Origin of the sequence: Burkholderia contaminans, from assembly GCF_029633825.1 — a bacterium.
Lineage (GTDB): Bacteria > Pseudomonadota > Gammaproteobacteria > Burkholderiales > Burkholderiaceae > Burkholderia > Burkholderia contaminans.
The window spans coordinates 3,575,239-3,593,949 of sequence record NZ_CP090640.1 but is presented as its reverse complement, the minus strand read 5'-3'; the positions used below and the strand labels follow the sequence as shown (position 1 = coordinate 3,593,949).

Annotated in this window: 15 protein-coding genes; 9 read left to right on the top strand and 6 right to left on the bottom strand. The window is 65.7% G+C overall.

What is annotated here, in order from left to right; translation table 11 throughout:
- On the bottom strand, window positions 1–1,194 hold the full coding sequence (locus tag LXE91_RS16770) for a tyrosine-type recombinase/integrase (RefSeq protein WP_046197041.1): 1,194 nt from the start codon (window positions 1,192–1,194) through the stop codon (window positions 1–3).
- A 357-nt stretch (window positions 1,195–1,551) separates the two neighbouring features.
- On the opposite strand from LXE91_RS16770, the gene LXE91_RS16765 reads away from it, so the two are divergent.
- From LXE91_RS16765 to cyoD, 6 genes are all read left to right on the top strand, one after another.
- On the top strand, window positions 1,552–2,940 hold the full coding sequence (locus tag LXE91_RS16765; RefSeq protein ID WP_039342562.1) for a glycosyltransferase family protein: 1,389 nt from the start codon (window positions 1,552–1,554) through the stop codon (window positions 2,938–2,940).
- Window positions 2,941–3,398: 458 nt separating this feature from the next.
- Entirely contained in the window at window positions 3,399–4,928 is a 1,530-nt protein-coding gene (locus LXE91_RS16760) for a complex I subunit 4 family protein (RefSeq protein WP_039342565.1), read from the top strand.
- 275 nt (window positions 4,929–5,203) lie between these two features.
- A complete protein-coding gene (gene cyoA / locus LXE91_RS16755; protein ID WP_039342567.1) occupies window positions 5,204–6,091 on the top strand; it encodes a ubiquinol oxidase subunit II in 888 nt (295 codons plus the stop codon).
- Window positions 6,092–6,094: 3 nt separating this feature from the next.
- Window positions 6,095–8,101, top strand: coding sequence for a cytochrome o ubiquinol oxidase subunit I (gene cyoB / locus LXE91_RS16750; protein WP_039342569.1), 2,007 nt, complete (start codon window positions 6,095–6,097; stop codon window positions 8,099–8,101).
- Window positions 8,101–8,709 (top strand): cytochrome o ubiquinol oxidase subunit III, encoded by a 609-nt coding sequence (gene cyoC, locus LXE91_RS16745; protein WP_021162482.1) that lies wholly within the window; start codon window positions 8,101–8,103, stop codon window positions 8,707–8,709. The genes cyoB and cyoC overlap by 1 nt, the downstream gene beginning before the upstream one ends.
- Entirely contained in the window at window positions 8,710–9,042 is a 333-nt protein-coding gene (gene cyoD, locus LXE91_RS16740; protein WP_011352504.1) for a cytochrome o ubiquinol oxidase subunit IV, read from the top strand. It abuts the gene before it with no gap.
- A 111-nt stretch (window positions 9,043–9,153) separates the two neighbouring features.
- Here the strand turns inward: cyoD and LXE91_RS16735 are convergent, their stop codons facing one another.
- Entirely contained in the window at window positions 9,154–9,453 is a 300-nt protein-coding gene (locus LXE91_RS16735) for a DUF4148 domain-containing protein (protein ID WP_039342572.1), read from the bottom strand.
- 216 nt (window positions 9,454–9,669) lie between these two features.
- Between LXE91_RS16735 and LXE91_RS16730 the strand changes: the two genes are divergently transcribed.
- Genes LXE91_RS16730 through LXE91_RS16720 form a run of 3 tightly spaced genes read left to right on the top strand, consistent with a single transcriptional unit; the run spans window position 9,670 to window position 12,432 of the window.
- Window positions 9,670–10,344, top strand: coding sequence for a response regulator transcription factor (locus LXE91_RS16730; protein ID WP_039342574.1), 675 nt, complete (start codon window positions 9,670–9,672; stop codon window positions 10,342–10,344).
- 11 nt (window positions 10,345–10,355) lie between these two features.
- Complete coding sequence (locus LXE91_RS16725; RefSeq protein ID WP_039342575.1) at window positions 10,356–11,747, top strand: sensor histidine kinase; 1,392 nt, start codon at window positions 10,356–10,358, stop codon at window positions 11,745–11,747.
- Between the two features lie 19 nt (window positions 11,748–11,766).
- A complete protein-coding gene (locus tag LXE91_RS16720) occupies window positions 11,767–12,432 on the top strand; it encodes a response regulator transcription factor (protein ID WP_039342577.1) in 666 nt (221 codons plus the stop codon).
- A 73-nt stretch (window positions 12,433–12,505) separates the two neighbouring features.
- Here LXE91_RS16720 and LXE91_RS16715 read toward each other — a convergent pair whose 3' ends face one another.
- The 4 genes from LXE91_RS16715 to LXE91_RS16700 form a co-directional block, all read right to left on the bottom strand.
- Window positions 12,506–12,763: a DUF4148 domain-containing protein gene (locus tag LXE91_RS16715; protein WP_039342580.1), complete on the bottom strand. Its 258-nt coding sequence runs from the start codon at window positions 12,761–12,763 to the stop codon at window positions 12,506–12,508.
- Between the two features lie 110 nt (window positions 12,764–12,873).
- A complete protein-coding gene (locus tag LXE91_RS16710) occupies window positions 12,874–14,289 on the bottom strand; it encodes an efflux transporter outer membrane subunit (RefSeq protein ID WP_039342583.1) in 1,416 nt (471 codons plus the stop codon).
- Window positions 14,282–15,457 (bottom strand): efflux RND transporter periplasmic adaptor subunit, encoded by a 1,176-nt coding sequence (locus tag LXE91_RS16705; RefSeq protein ID WP_039342585.1) that lies wholly within the window; start codon window positions 15,455–15,457, stop codon window positions 14,282–14,284. The genes LXE91_RS16710 and LXE91_RS16705 overlap by 8 nt, the downstream gene beginning before the upstream one ends.
- Window positions 15,447–18,665, bottom strand: a complete 3,219-nt coding sequence (locus LXE91_RS16700; protein WP_039342589.1) for an efflux RND transporter permease subunit — start codon at window positions 18,663–18,665, stop codon at window positions 15,447–15,449. The genes LXE91_RS16705 and LXE91_RS16700 overlap by 11 nt, the downstream gene beginning before the upstream one ends.
- Between the last annotated feature and the right edge of the window lie 46 nt (window positions 18,666–18,711).

The following is an 18,711-nucleotide window of genomic DNA, read 5'->3' as shown; positions in this document are numbered from 1 at the left end:
TTAACCCGCTGATATGACGTGCTCGGCCCATGCCTCCATCAGGGGGCGTCTCTGTTCTAGTAGATCGGTACGGTGGTAAGCGGCCTCGACTTGATTCTTTACGGTGTGAGCCAGCGCACGTTCGGCAAGATCGCGGGCGTAGCCATGTTCGCTGGCCCAATCCCGAAAACTGGAACGGAACCCGTGGGCAGTTGCTACGCGGCCGGATGTATCACTCTCGGCTTTAACGCGGCGGAGAAGAGCGGTTAGAGCCATGTCGCTCAGTAATTTTTCGCGCGGGGACGGAAAGACAAGTGTTTCGTGTAGTTGGTGCTGTCGGAGAGTCTTGATGAGTTTCAGCGCCTTCTCAGACAGCGGGACGCGATGCGGTTCCTTTGCTTTCATGCGTGCAGCGGGGATGATCCAAACATGTCCAAATATGTCGAATTCATCCCATGTCGCGCCGCGAACTTCGCCGCTTCGGGTCGCGGTGAGTATCAGGAACAGCAAGGCTGCACGAGTGCTATCCGTAGGCTCGTGTTTTGCAAGATGGTGCGCGACGAATTTGGGGACTAGGCGCCAGGGCATGGCCGGTTGGTGTTCCGCTTTGGTCGACTGTTTTGGGAGGATGTGGTCGACGACGGCGACGGGGTTTGCTGCGATATGACCATGCGCCCAAGCCCACTGCATGACCGCATGCATGCGTTGGCGTGTGCGACTGGCTGTCTCAGCCTTCGTCAGCCAGATCGGGCGCAGGACGTCTGCGCAGTCGCCGGGACTAATCGCGTCGAGCTTGCGATTGCCGAGCTTGGGGAAGACGTAGGTTTCGAGCGTGCTGATCCATTGCGCGGCGTGCTTCTCATTCTTCCAGCCAGGTTTCAGTTCTTCGTGAACTTGGCGTGCGGCCTTTTCGAACGTAAGAGCCGCGGCGGCGACAGCAGCTACTTCCCGATCTCGGTTTCGCTGGTCGATCGGATCTTCTCCGTTATCGATGAGCTTGCGCATGGCAAGCGCTTTGTCCCGAGCCTCAGCGATCGAGATTTCTGGGTAGGTGCCGAGCCCAGCGTCCCGACGCTTGCGGGTCACGGGGCTGGTGAAACGTAAGATCCATTTGCAGCCCGACTTCGTTGGAGAGAGGAGTAGTCCGGTTACTTTTCCGTCGAAGACCGGTTTGTCGGTTGGCTTGAGTGTTTTGGCTTGCTTGTCGGTTAGCATCGGTTCTGGCCCATCAGTGGGCCCATCGTTAAGCGTTGGAAGGCATTGGATGTCATAAGCGTAAATTGAACTATTTGGCGATGCAAGTGTTTGATTTATTGGATAGTATTTGGATTGGTGTGGATGCCGTTGGATACTGATTTGGCGGCCTCCGTCTCCGCCAAAAGCGGTGACAAAGCCCCGCAAGTTCTCGGACTTGCGGGGCTTTTTCTTTTTCGGGCCTGTCACGCACCGGGCACACGATGCGGCCGGATCGCGTCCGCCCGCCGGACGAGGCGGCCGGTCACGCGATGAGTACTCGACTTGAGCGGCGATAGTGGGTTACATATCGCCTATCGTTCGATGTGACTTGGGGTAATGCGCTTGGCCAGCCCGCATTCAGTTCTGACGGTCCTTTCTCATCGGCCTGTCGACGGACTTGTCGACAACCACGCGCGCTATGCGCAACTGCACGGCTACCGGCATGTGACGGTCGACGGCATGCACGTGTATGGCGAGCGCCAGCCGATTCTGCACAAGTACCACGTGATCGCCGCGCAGCTCGTCGCGATGGAGCCGGACGCGTTGCTGCTCGTGCTCGACCCGTTTTCCGTCGTGTTCGATCCGCACGCGCTGCAGGATGTCGCGCAGGGTTACGATGCAATCGTCACGACGCAGACGCCGAAGTCGGCGCTGCCCGCTGCGAGCGGCATGATCTTCCGCAACGTGCCCGGCGTGCGTGAGCAGTTGCGCAAGCTGGTGGTCGAGCTGGGCAAATGGGCGATGTACCTCCCGGAGCGGCGGCACGCGTGCGAGGCGACGCTGCTGGCCGAGCACTTTGCGCCGCTGCCGTTCGATATGCCGCTTACGAACGGTCATTTCGCATCGGTCCAGACGATCTGGGGCGACGGGCTCGCGATCGATTCGATCGCAGGCGCCCGGCCGCTCGTGGCGCACCAGGCGCCCGAGTGGCGGCAAGTGGAGGACGTCTGGGCGCCGGCTGCCGACTACGATTTCCGCTATGTGGCGGCGCTCGTCGACGATGCCGAGCGATACCAGCGCGGCGATCGCCCGCACGCAATGGACGACTGGCGTGCCGCGCAACAGAGTAAGCGCGGTGCGGAGCGGCACGTGAATCCGCAGGCCCCGATTGCGTTCGTGAGCCTGCATACGTCGCATATCGCGGGATATGGCGATCTGCACGAGGAGAATTTCGCTCGCTACTGCACGCGGCAAGGTTACGCGTATCACACGTATCGCGAACCTCCCGCATTTCTGCCGGACGGCATCGGTGCGAATTGGGCGAAGCTGCATCTGATTCGCGAACATCTGCCGCATCACGCGTTCGTCTTCTGGGTCGACGCGGACATTCTGGCGATCGACCAGCGTCAGGCCATCGACAGTACGATCGACGGCCGCGACTTCGTGATCGGTACCGATCACACGGCATGGGCAATCAATTCGTGCATGATCGGCGTGCGCAACGTGGCGCCGATGCGCGACCTGGTCGAGCGCATCTGTGCCCGCATCGAGAGTTTCGGCGATCGTTCGTCGGTCTATGCGAGCGGCGGCGACCAGCAGGCGATCTATGTGGAGTTGCTGCAGTCCGGCATGATCGACGCGCGCTATATCGTCGATGCGATGACACTCGCGGCGTCGCCGGTCTATGCCACGCGCGACAGCCGCTTCGTCCATTTTCCCGCGCAACACAATCACTATCGCGCGGTGACGATGCGCATCTGGGATCGCCTGAGCCGTCAGCGGTAGGGGCGAGCCGGTGCGGCCCGTCGTACGGCCTGCGCAAGGCAACGCCATTTGTATTGAAAATGAAAGATTTAATGTAAGGATCGAGAGCCGCTCGTTCGCTGTCCTGCCATGCTTCAATTAGCGCCCTCCGACCCTCAGAAATAACGCGCCGCCATCAAAAATGCGGCACTGCGTCGATTTTTGCGATCGGCCTCATCGGGTAATACAAAAAATTACACATAAGAATCAGCGGTATAGGCTCGCACTGAAAAACGGCGCTCTGCTGCGCTGCAGAAAATAATCAATCGCCTTATGCTGGTTAACCCGATCGCGTTTGAGCGGCGTCAAGTTTTCCGTTGATGCCGCTTTACATTTTGCCAACACTGGCGATTCACGAAATCTACCTGTCGATTTGATTTCGATCCTTTCGTCTCGCCTGTCCCCGATGCAGTGCGCGACTTCATCAAGGCCTTGTTGACATGCATGATTTCCCCTTCCTGAGCCTGGCCATCTGGGCTCCGATCCTGTTCGGCGCGTGCCTGCTGCGCGCCGGTTCCGACCATCATCCACGGCGTACGCGGTTGATCGCGCTCGCCGGCGCGCTGGTGGGGCTTGCGGCAGTCGTGCCGCTGGTTGCCGGTTTCGATGCGCATTCGGCCGCGATGCAGTTCGTCGAAAGCCGCAACTGGCTGGCGGCATTCAATTCCGGATGGCGGGTCGGCATCGACGGCGCGTCGCTGTGGCTCGTCGTGCTGACCGCGTTCACGACACTCGTGGTGGTGGTGGCGTCGTGGGAGTCGGTCACGGTACGCGTCGCGCAGTACTACGCGTCCTTCCTGATCCTGTCGGGGCTGATGGTCGGCGTATTCGTTGCACAGGACGGGCTGCTGTTCTTCATCTTCTTCGAGGCGACGCTGATCCCGCTTTACCTGCTGATCGGCACGTGGGGGCGCGAGCGTCGCGTGTACGCGGCCGTGAAGTTCTTCTTCATCTCGTTCGCCGGCTCGCTGTTGCTGCTGATGGCGATGCTGTACCTGTACGCGCAGTCGCATACGTTCGACATGGCCGTATGGCGCACGCTGCAGCTCGGCTTCGCGCCGCAGTTGCTGGTGTTCCTCGGCTTCTTCGCCGCGTTCGCGGTCAAGGTGCCGATGTGGCCGGTCCACACGTGGCTGAGCGACGTCTACACCGACGGCCCGACCGGCGCCGCGCTGATGCTTGCGATGCTCAAGCTCGGCGGCTACGGGTTCCTGCGCTTCGCGCTGCCGGTCACGCCCGATGCGAGCCACTTCTTCGCGCCGGCCGTGATCGCGCTGTCGCTGTTCGCGATCGTTTACGCGAGCCTGATCGCGCTCGCGCAGACCGATCTCGGCAAGCTGCTCGCGTATTCGACGGTCGCGCACATGGGGATCGTCACGCTCGGGCTGTTCCTGTTCAACCGGATCGGCGTCGAAGGCGCGATCGTCCAGCTCGTGTCGTACGGCTTCGTCGCGGGCGCGATGCTGTTGTGCGTGAACGTGCTCGTCGATCGCACGAAGCAGCGCGAGATTGCAGCGTACGGCGGTGTGGCGGGCGTGATGCCGCGTTTCGCGACCTTCACCGTGTTGTTCGCGATGGCCAACGTCGGCCTGCCGGGCACGTCGGGGTTCGTCGGCGAGTTCATGGTCATCATGGGCGCGATCCGCTTCAACTTCTGGATCGGCGCGATCGCGGCGCTGACGCTGATCCTCAGCGCGTCGTACACGCTGTGGATGCTCAAGCGCGTCGTGTTCGGCAAGGTCGCGAGCCAGCGGATCGCGAAGCTCGCCGACCTGAACCGTCGCGAGATCGTGATGTTCACGTCGCTCGCACTCGTGGTGCTGGCGGTCGGCATCGATCCAAAGCCGTTCACCGACGCGATCGATCCGACCGTCGGACGGCTGATCGAAGACGCGAGCCATTCGAAGCTGCCGACCGGGGACGGCCCCGCGCAGCCGCAGCAGTCGTACATGGCGTCGACGCACGGCTGAGCGCGGCACGCCGCGCGAGCAGGGTGCACCGCACGGCGGTGCGGTCGTTGCACGCACATCGATCAGGTCGAGGTCCGGCGCAGGGAGCGCCGGGCCGGCTTCCGGCTGCGTGAAATTGCCCCGCGACAATCTGTCTCACAGCAGATTCTGCAATGATGATTTGCCGCATTAGCTGATTTTTTATCGCACTCGCGCGACGTATGATTCGGCCACTTTCGTGGATCGAATGCGCATCGGGCATACGCAAACGGATTCAATGACCCTCGGGCTGTGTGATGAAAAGAAAAGCTTCAAAAGGCGGAGTGGCGCTGATGTCGATCGGCGCGGCTTTGAGCCTGTCAGGCTGTAATTTAGATGTACTAAATCCGAAAGGAAGCGTGGGCGCTGCCGAAAAGGCGCTGATCGCGACGTCCACCTGGGCGATGCTGATCGTCGTCGTGCCGGTGATCCTGCTCACGCTGTGGTTCGCGTGGCGTTACCGCGCGTCGAACCGCAACGCCACCTACGCGCCGAACTGGTCGCACTCGACCGCGATCGAGGTCGTGATCTGGACGGTGCCGACGCTGATCATCCTGTTCCTCGGCGTGCTCACGTGGAAGACCACGCACGAGCTCGACCCTTACAAGCCGCTCGAGTCGTCGGTGAAGCCGATCGACGTCGAGGTCGTCGCGCTTGACTGGAAGTGGCTGTTCATCTATCCGGAACTCGGCATCGCGTCGGTGAACCAGCTCGCGATTCCCGTCGGCACGCCGGTGAACTTCCGCATCACATCGGATTCGGTGATGAACTCGTTCTTCATCCCGCAGCTCGGTGGCCAGGTGTACGCGATGGCCGGCATGCAGACGCGCCTGCACCTGATCGCCGACGAGCCCGGCAACTATGCGGGCACGTCCGCCAACTTCAGCGGCCGCGGCTTCTCCGACATGAAGTTCCGCACGCTCGCCGAGCCGCGCGAACAGTTCGATGCATGGGTGCAGAAGGTGAAGGCGTCGCCGGACCGGCTCGACGCGACCGTGTACGGCACCGTCGCGCAGCCGAGCGAGAAGGCGCCCGTGCGTTACTTCTCGTCGGTCGATCCGCGGCTCTTCCACAACATCATCGCGAAATACAACGATGGCCACGTCCTCGACCTGAAGGACGCCGCCTGCGGCACGAAGGGGTAACGCATGTTCGGCAAACTCACACTCTCGGCGATCCCGTTCGATCAGCCCATCATCATGGGGGCCGGTGCCTTCATGGGGCTGGTCGTGCTGGGCATCCTCGCCGCGCTGACGATCACCGGCCGGTGGAAATGGCTGTGGACGCAATGGCTGACCACGGTCGACCACAAGAAACTCGGCGTGATGTACATCATCGTCGCGCTGATCATGCTGCTGCGCGGCTTCGCGGACGCGATCATGATGCGCATGCAGCTCGCGCTCTCGTACAACGGGCCCGGCTACCTGCCGCCGCATCACTATGACCAGGTCTTCACGGCACACGGCGTGATCATGATCTTCTTCATGGCGATGGTGTTCATGGTCGGCCTGATGAACCTGATCGTGCCGCTGCAGATCGGCGCGCGCGACGTCGCATTCCCGTTCATCAACTCGCTGTCGTTCTGGATGACGGCCGTCAGCGCGATCCTGATCAACATCTCGCTCGTGATCGGCGAATTCGCCCAGACGGGCTGGCTCGCGTATCCGCCGCTGTCGGAGCTGCAGTTCAGTCCGGGGGTAGGGGTCGACTACTACCTGTGGGCGCTGCAGATCTCCGGCGTCGGCACGCTGCTGACCGGCGTGAACTTCTTCGTGACGATCATCAAGATGCGCGCGCCGGGCATGACGTTGATGAAGATGCCGGTGTTCACGTGGACCGCGCTCTGCACGAACGTGCTGATCATGGCGTCGTTCCCGATCCTGACCGCGACGCTCGCGCTGCTCGGCCTCGACCGTTACCTCGGCATGCACTTCTTCACGAACGAAGCCGGCGGCAACGCGATGCTGTACCTGAACCTGATCTGGGCATGGGGTCACCCCGAGGTGTACATCCTGATCCTGCCGGCGTTCGGCATTTTCTCGGAAGTCATCTCGACGTTCGCGAGGAAGCCGCTGTTCGGCTACAAGACGATGGTGTACGCGACCTGCGCGATCATGGTGCTGTCGTTCCTCGTGTGGCTGCACCACTTCTTCACGATGGGCTCGGGTGCGAACGTGAACGCGTTCTTCGGCATCATGACGATGATCATCGCGATCCCGACCGGCGTGAAGGTGTTCAACTGGCTGTTCACGATGTACCGCGGCCGGATCGAATTCACGACGCCCGTGCTGTGGACGATCGGCTTCATGGTCACGTTCACGCTCGGCGGCATGACCGGCGTGATGATGGCGATCCCCGGCGCGGACTTCGTGCTGCACAACAGCCTGTTCCTGATCGCGCACTTCCACAACGTGATCATCGGCGGCGTGCTGTTCGGCTACCTCGCGGGCTTCAACTACTGGTTCCCGAAGGCGTTCGGCTTCAAGCTGAACGAGAAGCTTGGCAAGGCGGCGTTCTGGTTCTGGCAGATCGGTTTCTACGTTGCGTTCGTGCCGCTTTACGTGCTCGGCTTCATGGGCATGACGCGCCGGATCAACCATTACGACAACCCGGCCTGGCATCCGTGGCTGCTGGTCGCCGCGTTCGGCGCCGTGCTGATCGCGATCGGCATTGCATGCCAGCTGCTGCAACTGGTGGTCAGCATCCGCAACCGCAACCTGCCCGAGTACCGCGACACGACGGGCGATCCGTGGGGCGGCCGCACGCTGGAGTGGGCGACCTCGTCGCCGCCGGCCGACTACAACTTCGCCGTGATCCCGCAAGTGCGCACGCTTGACGCATATGCGGACATGAAGGCGCACGGCGAAGGCCGGCCGAACCCGGCAGCGATTAGCGACATCCACATGCCGTCGAATACCTGCGCGGGCCTCGTCGTCGCGATCTTCAGCCTGGTGCTCGGCTTCGCGCTGGTGTGGCACATCTGGTGGATGGCGATCGGCGGGCTCGTCGGGATCGTCGCGACGCTCGTGATCTACAGCTCGCGCGACAACGACGGCTATTACATCCCCGCGTCGACGGTGCGGAAGATCGAAGACAAGCAGCCGACGAAGCGCGTGGCTGCGCGCGTCGACGACGTGGAACTGGAGGCCAACTGATGTTGCAGAAAACCTTGAGCGCAACCCTGCTCGAGCACGACGACCATCCGCCGTCGCATTCGGTGTTCGGGTTCTGGCTGTACCTGATGACCGACTGCGTGATCTTCGCAGCGCTGTTCGCGACGTTCGCGGTGCTCGGCCAGCAGTATGCGGGCGGGCCGACCGCGAAAGACCTGTTCGATATCCCGGGCGTCGCGGTGGAAACCGCCGCGCTGCTGCTGTCGAGCATCACGTACGGTTTCGCGATGCTCGCTGCATACAAGCAGCGGCGTGGCGCGCTGCTCGCGTGGCTCGCGGTGACGTTCGTGCTCGGCGCGGCGTTTCTCGTGATGGAACTGCGCGAGTTCTCGCACCTGATCGCGGAGGGCGCCGGCCCGCAGCGCAGCGCGTTCCTGTCGGCGTTCTTCACGCTGGTCGGCACGCACGGGCTGCACGTGACGGCCGGCCTGCTGTGGATGATCGTGCTCGCCGGGCAGATCGTGTTCCGCGGCGGCGACCTGACCGATCGCGACCTGCGACGCCTGACGTGCCTGAGCCTCTTCTGGCACTTCCTCGACATCGTGTGGATCTGCGTGTTTTCCTTTGTCTATCTCGCGAGCGTGATCTAAATGGCCCATTCGCATTCGTCTCAACTCGAAGAAGGGCACGGCAGTGTCGGCGGCTACGTCGCCGGTTTCATCCTGTCGGTGCTGCTCACGGCCGCGTCGTTCGGCCTCGTGATGGGCGGCGTGCTGTCGCCGCACGCGTCGCTGATCGCGCTTGCCGTGCTCGCGTTCGTGCAGATCGTCGTGCACCTCGTGTACTTCCTGCACATGAACGGCTCGTCGGGCCAGCGCTGGAACGTGATGGCGTTCAGCTATACGGTGTTGACCGCGGCGATCCTGATCGTCGGCACGCTGTGGGTGATGCACAATGTCAGCATGAACATGATGTCGCGCTGAGCGGCATCGCTGCGCAGCGGGCAATATCCATGCGCGTTCATGAAAAGAAGGCGGCACGCGAGTGCCGCCTTTTTTCGTTTATTCCCGGCCGCGTTGCGCCGGGCAGCGGGATCAGTGCCGTGCACCCGCATCGGCCGTCAGCGCATGCGTGCAGTCGGCACGGTACTCGGCGGCGAGCCGATCCTTCGCGCCGTCGAGATCGTCGGGGTAATACGGGCTCGCATGCGCCGGCTCGTAGCCGACCTGTTCGAGTTCGGTCAGCTCGCGCACGAGGTCCGCATGCGTGACGTCGTGACCGGTGTGGACGAACGGATACGCGTTGCATTCCTGCGGTGTCAGGTGCGGCGCCGCGAACGCGGCGGTGCTGGCGCATGCGAGCAGCATGCAGGCGACGGTAGTCGACAGTTTCATCCGGAAGCTCCTGGTTGCGCGGCCCGATGCCGCATGACGTCAGCGTAGGCGGCGTGCACGACGGGGCGGGCGACGCGCGGATGAAACATGTTTCACCCGTGTGCCACCGCACCGGATGAAGCATTTTTCATGTAACGCCGGACGGCGATCGGGGCGGCTACGATAGTCGCGGGCGCATCGCGTGCGCCCGTCATGATGTTCATTGCGAGGGCAACCATGCGAGTACTGACGGTCGAGGATGATGCGGTGACCGCGAACGAAATCGTCGGCGAGCTGACCGCGCGCGGGTTCGAGGTCGACTGGATCGACAACGGCCGCGAAGGCATGCTGCGCGCGATGAGCGCATCGTACGACGCGATCACGCTCGACCGGATGCTGCCGGGCGCGGACGGCCTCGCGATCCTGACGGCGATGCGCACGGTCGGCATCGATACACCGGTGCTGATGCTCAGCGCGCTCGGTGATGTCGACGAGCGCATCCGAGGCTTGCGCGCGGGCGGCGACGATTACCTGACGAAGCCGTTCGATTCCGGCGAGCTGAGTGCCCGCATCGAGGTGCTGCTGCGTCGCCGGCAGGCGTCGGGCGTCCCGCAGCAGACGTTGTTGAAGGTCGGTGCGCTCGAGCTCGACCTCATTTCGCGCTGCGCGCGTCGCGGGGCTGACGAGATTCCGCTGCTGCCGACCGAGTTCCGCGTGCTCGAATTCATGATGCGCAATGCGGGGCAGACGATCACGCGCACGATGCTGTTCGAGACCGTATGGGGGTATCACTTCGATCCTGGCACCAACCTGATCGACGTCCACATGGGCCGGTTGCGCAAGAAGATCGATCCGCCCGGCGTGACCCCGATGATCCAGACGGTGCGCGGCTCGGGCTACATGCTCGCATGACGGAGGCCCGGATGGATGCGGCTCGCGCGGCGAACTTCTCGCGCCGCTGGCACACGACGACGTTTCGGTGGCTGTGCGCGTATGCGGCGATTTTCTCGGTTTCGCTGCTCGTGCTCGCGGGCGTGATCAGCGTGGCCGCGACGCACACGATGGCGCGCGACACCGACGAGGTGCTCGCATGGCAGCTGATCTATTTCGATTCGATTCCCGATGCCGAGCTGCAGCTCGCGATTCACCGGCGGCTCGAGCACGAGCACATGCATACCAGTTTCTACGGGCTGTTCGACGCGAACGGGCGCCGCGTCGCCGGGGACATCGCGACGCCGCCCGCGCTGCGCACGGATCGCCACGGACGCACGCTGAACCGCACGCTTGCGCCGCTCGACGGCCAGCCCGCACCGATCACGCGCGCGATGGCGGTACGCCGCGACAACGGGATGACGCTGGTCGTCGCGCGCGACCTGTCGCATTTCATCCAGATCCGCGATGTCGCGATCCGCGGGCTCGTGATCGGCGGCGTGATGATCCTGATCGCGGGCATCGCGGGCGGCAGCATGCTCGGCATGCGGCAGATGCGCCGCGTCGCCGCGATCCGGCGCGTCACGCGGCAGATCGCCGAGGGCGATCTCGGCAAGCGGCTGCCGGTCGGACGCTACGACGAACTCGACCTGCTCGCGCATCTCGTGAACCACATGCTCGACGAAGTCGAGCGATTGATGGGCGAGGTGCGTCATACCTGCGACGGCATCGCGCACGATCTGCGCACGCCGCTCGCGCGGGTGCACACGATGCTGGCCCGGCTCGCGGAGCAGCCGTTTTGCGCGGATGATCCCGCGTCGTCGGCATTGCTGGCGTCGGCGCGCGACGAGACCGACCGCTTGCTCGAGCGCTTTCGCGCGATGCTGCGCATCTCCGAGATCGGCACGCTGAGCCGCCGTGGCGGCTTCGCCGCGGTCGACGTCACGGCCTTGCTGTGCGACGTTTGCGAGCTCTACGAGCCGCTGGCCGAAGCCGTCGACGTGTCGTTCGAACTCGCGGCAACTTCGGTCGACCGCATTCATGGCGACCGTGCGCTGCTGTTCGAGGCGTTCAGCAATCTCGCGGACAACGCGATCAAGTTCACGCCGCCGGGCGGCCGAGTGCGCGTCGCGCTCCATTCAACGCCGAACGGCCCGCTCGTGCGGATCGAGGACACCGGGCCCGGCATCCCGCCCGATGAGCGCGACGCGGTGCTCGAGCGTTTCTATCGGGGCGAGCGCACGCGTCATGTGAGCGGTTCTGGGCTTGGGCTGAGCGTCGTCTCGGCGGTGATGCGCGTGCACGGCTTTGCGCTGCAGATCGGCGATGCACCGCTGGCCGGTACGGCGATCACGGTCGAGTGCTGGCCGCGTTCGCTCGCATGACGGCGTCGGGGAACGATCGATGCGCATCCTGCTGATTTCCCCGCCGAACCCGGAGGCGGCGCGGCTCGACAAGGCATTTCGCGAGAGCACGCATGGCGTCGAGCGCGTCGACGGATGGCGCGACGGCTGCTTCGTGGCGACCCAGGACCGGTTCGATGCCATCGTGATCGTTGCGCCCGACCCGGCTGCCGGCCCGGCGATGCTCGAGGCATTGCCGCGACTCGCCGCATCGGCGGGCGATGCGACGATTGCCGCGATCGTCGCCGGCACGACTCCTGCGCAGCGCGCGCGGATGTTGCTGGCCGGCTGCGACGTGTGTCTTGCCCATCCCTGTTCGTTCGTGGAGCTGCACGAGCGGTTGCGCGCGCTGTGGCGCCGCAAGGGCGTCATCGCGATGCGCGAGTCGGTCAGGCTCGACGTGGCCACGCGCGCACTCGAGGAGCAGGGCCGGAGGCTGGCGCTCAGCATGCGCGAATTTCGTCTCGTCGAATGCCTGCTGCGCGAAGCGGGGCGACCGGTCGGGCGCGATGCCGTGCTGCGTTATGCATGGGGCGATGCCGACGTCGAACCCGAGACGGTCAATGCGCTGGTCGTGCGGTTGCGGCGCAAGCTGGCCGCACACGCGTTTTCCGCGCGCATCGAAACGGTCGCGCGATTCGGATTCAGGTTCGACGCGGGCGGGTGATGTCGCGGTATTGCGCCGCGCCGGCGGACGGTGCGCATGCCGCGCGTCGCGCGGCACGTTCGATTGCGTGTAGTCAGTGCGAATAGAGTTCGCGGTTGAGCTGTGCGAGCTGGCCATCGCGTTCGGCGCGGACGAGTTCGCGATAAACCTGCGCGCGTGTCAGCGGCGTGGCCGGCCGCGCGTTCCATGACGGTTGCGACGTCAACGGTGCGGAAGCGTTCGCGGCGTACGTCTGCGTCGCAGTCGCGGTGCCGGGCGGCGTTGCGCTGGCCCGGCCGGGCAGCGCGACACACAGGGCGGAGAGCAGGGTGGCGAACATCAAGGTCTTCATGGCGTGATCCTTTTCAAGTGACAGTGGCCGGTGCCGCGATGACGATGCCGGCAGGATCGACGTTATCGGGTGCGCCCGTGCAGGCATCGGGCGCGCCGATGAAGAAACGTTCATGAACGCGCGTCGTGCCAGCCGCCGCCGAGCGCGCGAACGAGCCCGACGGATGCCTGCAGGCGTCGGGCGTCGACGTCGAGCGCCGCGATCTGCGTATCGAGTTCGGTCGTCTGTGCGGTGACCACGTCGAGATAGCTGACCGCGCCGTCGCGATAGCGTGACATCGCGAGCGCAAGCGAATGCCGCGCCGCGACGAGCGCCGCGTCGGCCTGGTCCGATTCGTCGCCGAGGCGGTGCAACTGCGCAAGATCGTCCTCGACTTCCCGGAACGCCTGCAGCACGACTGCGCGATAGCGCGCGCCCTGTTCGTCGAACTGCGCGCGCGCATGGCGTACGCCGGCGGCACGCCGGCCCCCGTCGAACAGCGTCATCGCGAGACGCGGCCCGATCGACCAGATCTCGTTGGGCGCGGCGAGCCATGGGGAAAACGTATCGCTCTGGAACCCGGCGTCGAGGCCGAGCGACAGGTCGGGAAAATAGGCGGCGCGTGCGACGCCGATCCGCGCGTTCGCTGCCGCGACGCGGCGTTCGGCGGCGGCGACGTCCGGCCTGCGTTCGAGCAGGGTCGATGCGAGTCCCGTCGGAATCGACGGCACGCCCGGCAGCGCCGCAACGGGCGGCAGCGAGAACGTCGACGCGGACTCCCCGACGAGTGCCGCGATCGCATGCTCGTCGAGCGCGCGACGCGCGGCGATGTCGGACGCACGCGCCTGGGCGAGCGCGAGTTGCGTTTGCGCACGCGATACGTCGAGCCCCGATGCGAGGCCGCCGTGATGGCGGCTGACCGTCAGTTGCCACGCACGGCGGTACGTGTCGATCGTTCGCGCGAGCGTGTCCGCTTCACGGTCGAGCCCCGCGAGGTCGAAGTAGGTGCTGGCGACGCCGGCCTGCAGGCTGAGCCGGACCGACGCGAGATCGTCGTCGGCCGCCTGCGCGTCGTCGCGGCCGGCCGCGACCGCGTTGCGGACCTTGCCCCACAGATCGACGTCGTAGCCGAACCCCGCTTCGAGCGTGTTCGACTCATAGGTATCCGGCTGGCCGCTGCCGCGCAGCGGCCGGCGCGCGGACTGACGGTCGCGGTCGGTTTCGGCATCGATACCCACGGTCGGCAGCAATGCCGCATGCGCGTCGTCGAACAGCGCGGCGGCTTCATCGTGCCTTGCGACGGCGGCGGCCAGGTCGGGATTCGCGCGCACGACGAGCGGTTCGAGCCGGTCGAGCGTCGCGTCGCCGTACACGCGCCACCAGCCGTCGCGCGGCAGGCGATCGGCCGGTACGGCATCGACCCACGCACCCGTTTCGCGAAACGCGGCCGGTACCGGAACGGCTGGCGCGCGATAGCTCGGCGCCAACGAGCAGCCGGCGAGCAGCGCGATGCTGCCCAGCCATACAGCGAGCAGACGGTCAGCCATGCGCACGCTCCGTCGCCGCGGCGCGGGCGATACGCACGGGGTCGCCATTCGCGAGCGAATCGGGTGGATTGTCGATCACGCGGTCGCCAGCCGCGAGCCCCGATGCGATCTCGACGCGCGTGCCGAGATCGGTCGCGATCGAGACGTTGCGCAGTTGCGCATGCCCGGTTGCATCGAGTACGGCGACCTGCAACCCGTCGTGGCGGAAGATCAGCGTGCTTGCCGGAATCGACAGCGCATGCGCGGCGCCGGGCATTGCGATCCGCACCTGCGCGTATTCACCGGGGAACAGCGTGCCTGCCGGGTTGGCGATCGAGAACTGCGCGAGCAGCGTGCCGGAAGCCGGGTCGATCGATTGGGCGGAATCCGCGAGCGTCGCGTCGAACGTCATGCCCGGGCGCTCGGGCACGGTCAGCGCGACGCGCATGCCCGCGCGGATCGCGGCCGCGTCGTCTTGCGGAACGTGGACGTACAGCCGCAGCCGACGCGCATCCGAGACGGTGAAGAGCTCGGCGCCGTTGCCGCTGCCGGCGTCGATCAGTGCACCGACATCGGTCTTGCGGGCCGTCACGATGCCGTCGAACGGTGCGGTGAGCCGCTTGAACGATTCGAGCGCTTCGAGCCGCCGGACGTTGGCGGTGCTCGCCGCGACGGCCGCGCGTTTCGCGTCGAGGTCGCTGCGTTTCTCGTCGGCCTCCTGCTGCGAGACGGAATCCTGCGCGAGCATCTCGGCCCAGCGGGCGGCCGTGACGGCCGCAAGCCGTTCGTTCGCGGTCGCGCTCTGCAGGTCGGCGCGTGCCTGCTGCAACTGCTGGTCGAGATCGGGCGTGTCGATCGATGCGAGCAACTGGCCGGCTTTCACATGCGCGCCGATGTCGGCGTACCACGCGTGCAGGTAGCCGGGCACGCGCGCGTAGATCGGTGCGTCGACGTACGCGTCGAGCCGGCCGGGCAGCACCAGCGCATCGGCCGCGGCCGGCTGCGGCGCAACCGTCGCGACGGTCGGGATCGCCTGTTGCGCGGTCCAGGCGGCGACCGCGTGCGCATCGTGCAGGCGGGCGACGAGGCCGGCTGCCGCGACGGCGAGTGCGGCCACGGCGCCCGCGATCGCCAGCGGTTTCAGATAGCGCGGCGTGCCAGGGGGGCTGACGTCGAATTCAGTGGACATGCTGTTCTCCCGGAGTGAGGGGCAGGGATTCGGAACGGGGCGCGCGATCGCGCCGGTGGACGAGGCTGAACACGACGGGCACGAACACGAGCGTCGCGACGGTCGCGCACAGCAGGCCGCCGATGACCGCGCGGCCGAGCGGCGCGTTCTGCTCCCCGCCGTCGCCGAGACCGAGGGCCATCGGCGCCATGCCGATGATCATCGCGAGCGCGGTCATCATCACGGGCCGAAAGCGCGTGAAGCCGGCCTCGAGCGCGGCGACGGCCGCGTCGGCGGTGTGCGCGAGCCGTTCGCGCGCGAAGGTCACGACGAGGATGCTGTTCGCGGTCGCGACCCCCATGCACAGGATCGCGCCCGTCAAGGCCGGCACCGACAGCGGCGTGCGCGTGACGAACAGCATCCAGACGATGCCGGCGAGTGCCGCGGGCAGGCCGCTCACGATCACGAATGCGTCGCGCCACGAATGGAAGTTGACGACGATCAGCAGGTAGATCAGCAGGACCGCGCCGGCGAGGCCCGCGAGCAGCCCGCCGAATGCGCCGTTCATCGTCTGTACCTGGCCGCGCACGGTCACGCGCGACCCCTTGGGCAAGCCGGCCGCGCTCGCGTGCAGCACGCGTTCGATGTCGGCGCTGACCGCACCGAGATCGCGATCCTGCGTCGTCGCGAAGATGTCGTACAGCGGTGCGATGTCGTAGTGCGACACGACCGCGTCGGTCTGTCCGCGCACGATCGTCGCGAGCCCGCCGAGCAGTTGCGGCGCGCCCGAGCGGCCCGTGACGGGCAGCGCGCGCAGGTCCGACAGCGATGTCATCCGGTACTGGGGCGTCTGCGCGACGATCGGATACGACACGCCGTTGTGCGGATCGAGCCAGTAGGTGGGCGACACCTGGCTCGTGCCCGACAGGCTGGCGACCACGGCATTGGTGACGTCCTGCTCGGTGATGCCGAGTTGCGCGGCACGCGTGCGGTCGACCGATACCGTGAACTGCGGATAGGTCGACGCCTGCTGCACGCGTGCGTCGGCAACCCCCGGCACGCTGCGGATGCGCCGCAGCAGATCGGTGGCATAGGCGCGGTTGCCGGCAAGGTCGGGGCCGGTCACCTGTACGTCGATCGGCGCGGGCGCGCCGAAGTTGAGGATCTGGCTCACGATGTCGGCGGGCAGGAACGAGAACGTCACGCCGGGAAACGTGCGCGGCAGCACCGTACGCAACTGTTTGACGTAGTCGGCCGTCGGCGCGTGATCGCCCGTGAGCGACACGAGGATGTCGCCGTCCTGCGGGCCGATCGTGCCGCTGTTGCTGTACGTGAGGTTGATCCCGCTGTTCGGCAGTCCCATGTTGTCGACGATGCTCGCGATCGCGTGCGGCGGCACGATGCCGCGCACCGTCTGCTCGACGTGGTCGAACAGCGCGGCCGTTTCCTCGATGCGCGTGCCGATCGGTGCGCGCACGTGGATCGCGATTTCGCCCGCGTCGACCGACGGGAAGAAATTGCGGCCGAGCCATGGCACCAGCACGAACGACAGGGCCACCGCGGCGAGGAACAGCGCGACGAAGCGCGCACGGTGGACGAGTGCGAGACCGAGCACGACCCGGTAGCCGGCGCGCAATGCCGCGAAGCGGCGTTCGAACCCCTGCTGGAAGGCGACGAGCGGATTGCGGGCGCGTGGCGGCGGGAACGGCGCGCCATGCGGCGCGAGCGCGGCCGCCGGATGCGGAGCATGCGGTTTCAACAGGTAGCGGGCCATCATCGGCACGAACGTGCGCGACAGCACGAACGACGCGATCATCGCGAAGATCACGGCTTCGGCCATCGGCACGAACAGGAAGCGGGCCACGCCGTCGAGCAGCAGCATCGGCACGAACACGATGCAGATGCACAACAGCGACACGAAGGCCGGCGCGACGATCTGCGACGCGCCGTCCAGGATCGCATCGCGTACCGCCTTGCCCTGTTCGAGGTGCCAGTTCACGTTCTCGATCGTGACGGTGGCATCGTCGACGAGAATGCCGACCGCGAGCGCGAGCCCGCCGAGGGTCATCACGTTGAGCGTCTCGCCCGCGGCGGCGAGCGCCGCGATCGCGGCCAGCACCGCGAGCGGGATGGATGCGGCGATGATCAGCGTCGAGCGCCAGCTGCCGAGAAACAGCAGGATCATCGCGGACGTGAGCGCGGCGGCGATCAGGCCTTCGCGCGCCACGCCGCTGACGGCGCCCTTGACGAACACGGACTGGTCGCCCATCACGACGAGCCGGAGCGACGGCGGCAGGGTCGCCTCGATGCGCGGCAATTGCGCCTTGACGCCCGCGATGATGTCGAGCGTCGATGCCGAGCCGCTTTTGAGCACGCTCATCAGCACCGCGCGACGGCCGTCGACGCGCACGATGTTGCCCTGCGGCGGATAACCGTCGCGTACGTGCGCGACGTCGCGCATGAAGATCACCGCGCCGTTCACGCTCCGGATCGGCAGCGCATTGATCTGGTCGATGGTCAGCGGGCTGTCGTTGAGCCGGATGTTGTATTCGAAGCCGCCGATCTTCTGCGTGCCGGCCGGGATGATCTGGTTCTGCTGCGCCAGCGCGGTTGCGACATCTTGCGCGGACAGCCCCTTCGCCTGCAGCGCCTGCGGATCGAGGTCGATCTGCACCTGGCGTACCTTGCCGCCGTACGGCGACGGAATCGCGACCCCCGCGACGGACAGCAGCTGAGGCCGGATCACGTTGGTCGCATAGTCGCCGAGCTGCTGTTCGTTCAGCGTGTCGCTCGTCAGCGCCAGCTGCAGCACGGGCACGGTCGATGCGTTGTAGTTGAGGATCTGCGGCGGCGTGGTGCCCGGCGGCATCTGCTTGAGCACCGTCTGCGAGATCGACGTGACCTGCGCGGTCGCGGTGCGAATGTCGACGCTCGGCTGGAAGAAGATCTTGACGATCCCGAAGCTGCGGAACGACTGCGACTCGATGTGCGCAACGTCGTTGACCGTCGTGCCGAGCGTGCGCTCGTAGTAGGTGACGATGCGTCCGGCCATGTCGGCCGGCTGCAGGCCCGCGTAGTTCCACACCACGCTGATGACCGGAATCCGGATGTCGGGGAAGATGTCGGTCGGTGTGCGCAGCGCCGCGAGCGGCCCCGCGATCAGGATCAGCAGCGCGAGGACGATGAACGTATAGGGGCGCGCAAGCGCGAGTCGGACGAGTTTCAGCATCGGCGAGGTCTCCGCCGGCGCGGGGCGCCGGCCTGTCAGCGAAGTG

What these genes read in the sequence shown, in the direction of transcription:
- LXE91_RS16770 (WP_046197041.1), bottom strand. Translation starts at nt 1,194, where the DNA reads ATGCTAACCGACAAGCAAGCCAAAACACTCAAGCCAACCGACAAACCG.
- LXE91_RS16765 (WP_039342562.1), top strand. Translation starts at nt 1,552, where the DNA reads ATGCGCTTGGCCAGCCCGCATTCAGTTCTGACGGTCCTTTCTCATCGG.
- LXE91_RS16760 (WP_039342565.1), top strand. Translation starts at nt 3,399, where the DNA reads ATGCATGATTTCCCCTTCCTGAGCCTGGCCATCTGGGCTCCGATCCTG.
- cyoA (WP_039342567.1), top strand. Translation starts at nt 5,204, where the DNA reads ATGAAAAGAAAAGCTTCAAAAGGCGGAGTGGCGCTGATGTCGATCGGC.
- cyoB (WP_039342569.1), top strand. Translation starts at nt 6,095, where the DNA reads ATGTTCGGCAAACTCACACTCTCGGCGATCCCGTTCGATCAGCCCATC.
- cyoC (WP_021162482.1), top strand. Translation starts at nt 8,101, where the DNA reads ATGTTGCAGAAAACCTTGAGCGCAACCCTGCTCGAGCACGACGACCAT.
- cyoD (WP_011352504.1), top strand. Translation starts at nt 8,710, where the DNA reads ATGGCCCATTCGCATTCGTCTCAACTCGAAGAAGGGCACGGCAGTGTC.
- LXE91_RS16735 (WP_039342572.1), bottom strand. Translation starts at nt 9,453, where the DNA reads ATGAAACTGTCGACTACCGTCGCCTGCATGCTGCTCGCATGCGCCAGC.
- LXE91_RS16730 (WP_039342574.1), top strand. Translation starts at nt 9,670, where the DNA reads ATGCGAGTACTGACGGTCGAGGATGATGCGGTGACCGCGAACGAAATC.
- LXE91_RS16725 (WP_039342575.1), top strand. Translation starts at nt 10,356, where the DNA reads ATGGATGCGGCTCGCGCGGCGAACTTCTCGCGCCGCTGGCACACGACG.
- LXE91_RS16720 (WP_039342577.1), top strand. Translation starts at nt 11,767, where the DNA reads ATGCGCATCCTGCTGATTTCCCCGCCGAACCCGGAGGCGGCGCGGCTC.
- LXE91_RS16715 (WP_039342580.1), bottom strand. Translation starts at nt 12,763, where the DNA reads ATGAAGACCTTGATGTTCGCCACCCTGCTCTCCGCCCTGTGTGTCGCG.
- LXE91_RS16710 (WP_039342583.1), bottom strand. Translation starts at nt 14,289, where the DNA reads ATGGCTGACCGTCTGCTCGCTGTATGGCTGGGCAGCATCGCGCTGCTC.
- LXE91_RS16705 (WP_039342585.1), bottom strand. Translation starts at nt 15,457, where the DNA reads ATGTCCACTGAATTCGACGTCAGCCCCCCTGGCACGCCGCGCTATCTG.
- LXE91_RS16700 (WP_039342589.1), bottom strand. Translation starts at nt 18,665, where the DNA reads ATGCTGAAACTCGTCCGACTCGCGCTTGCGCGCCCCTATACGTTCATC.